General features: G+C 60.2%; 1 protein-coding gene. It reads left to right on the top strand.

The features are described 5' to 3' along the window. The first annotated feature begins 50 nt into the window (after positions 1 to 50). Positions 51 to 1568: an IS21 family transposase gene (gene istA / locus ACP5E6_RS18980; RefSeq protein WP_427957041.1), complete on the top strand. Its 1518-nt coding sequence runs from the start codon at positions 51 to 53 to the stop codon at positions 1566 to 1568. Positions 1569 to 1724 lie beyond the last annotated feature (156 nt).

Genomic DNA, 1724 nt, shown 5'->3' with positions numbered 1-1724 from the left:
TCGTGATCAACCACGAGGAGGATTGGATGCCGGCAAAGAGAGAGCTGACGATGCGCCAGATACGACAGATGTTACGGCTTGCCGGCGAGGGCATCAGTGCCCGCGAGATGGGGCGGATGCTCGGCGTGGCGCGCAGTACGATCCAGGACAACCTGAAGCGTGCTCAGGAGGCGGGGTTGGCGTGGCCGGTGCCAACCGAGCTGTCCGATGCTGTGCTCGAGGAGCGGCTGTTCGCACACAGTGGGTACAAGCGCGGCGTTCGGCGCCGCACCGAGCCTGCCTGGGGTGATCTGGTTTGCGAATTGAAGCGGCCTGGGGTCAATCTGCAGGTGCTCTGGGAGGAATACCGTGAGCAGCATCCGGCTGGGTTCGGATACAGCCGATTTTGTGAGTTGTTTAGGGAATTCGAGGCCCGGCTATCACCGGTGATGCGCCAAGAACATCGTGCTGGTGACAAAGTCTTCGTCGATTATTCAGGCAAAAGGATTGGCATTGTCGATGGGGCAACCGGAGAGGTTCGGGAAGCTGAGATTTTCGTCGGCGTCCTTGGCGCGTCGAGTTTCACTTATGCGGAGGCGACGTGGACTCAAACGCTGCCGGACTGGATTGGCGCGCACGTCCGCATGTTCCGAAAATTTGGTGGTGTTACACGCCTGATCGTGCCGGATAATCTGAAGTCCGGTGTCAACAAGCCGTCCTTCTATGACCCCGAGATCAACCGCAGCTACGGCCGTATGGCGTCGCATTACGGGGTTGGTGTGCTTCCGGCACGCCCGTATCGTCCGCGGGATAAAGCTAAAGTGGAAGCCGGAGTCCGCTTTGCGCAGAGCTACATTTTGGGTCGGTTGCGGCGCCAGACCTTTTTCTCGCTGGCCGAAGCCAACCTGGCGATCACCGGGATGGCCGACCGGATCAATGACTATGTCATGCGCCGCCTTGGCGTCAGTCGTCGGCATCTGTTCGAGACGATCGAGCGCCCCGCGCTCTCAGCGTTACCAGCAGCCGAATACGAGTTCGCGGAGTGGGGCCTGGCCCGGGTGGCACTCGATTATCACGTCGAGGTCTCCGACTTCTTCTACTCGGTGCCGCATGAATTGATCCGCCAGCAGGTCGATACCCGCGCGACCGAGCGTGGCATCGAGATATTTCATCAAGGCAAGCGCGTCGCGGTTCATCAGCGGCGATACAGCGGCAAAAAGCACGGCACCCATACCGAGCACATGCCGAGCGCACACCGGCGTTACGCCGAATGGACGCCGGAACGGTTCCGTCGCTGGGGCGCCTCGATCGGCCCAAACACGGAAGGGCTGGTCATAGCCATCCTCGCCAGCCGGCCGCACCCGGAACAAGGGTTCAGGACATGCCTTGGGATTCTCCGATTGTTCAAGGACCTCGAACATGATCGCGCCGAAGCCGTGGCCGACCGCGCGGTCGCGATCGGTGCGTTCACTTACAAAAGTCTCGCGTCGATCGTGGCCAACAAGCTCGATCGTTCAACCGCTGCGGCGAGCGAGCCGCAGGCGGTCATTAACCACGGCAACCTCCGTGGTTCCGGCTATTTTCATTGAAAGGATCAGCCATGCTTACCCACCCAACTCTCGACCAACTCCATGATCTCGGTCTGTACGGAATGGCCAAGGGGTTCAAGGATCTCGCGGCTCAACCCGAAACGACCAGCCTCGATCACGCTGAATGGCTCGCCCTATTGCTTGACCATGAAGTAA

Origin of the sequence: Acidiphilium sp. (assembly GCF_049977125.1) — a bacterium.
GTDB lineage: Bacteria > Pseudomonadota > Alphaproteobacteria > Acetobacterales > Acetobacteraceae > Acidiphilium.
The sequence above is the reverse complement of the archived record's forward strand: the minus strand, read 5'-3'. Positions and strand labels throughout refer to the sequence as shown.

Bases quoted from the DNA above. Each gene is read 5' to 3' on its own strand.
- istA (WP_427957041.1), top strand. From the start codon at position 51: ATGCGCCAGATACGACAGATGTTACGGCTTGCCGGCGAGGGCATCAGT.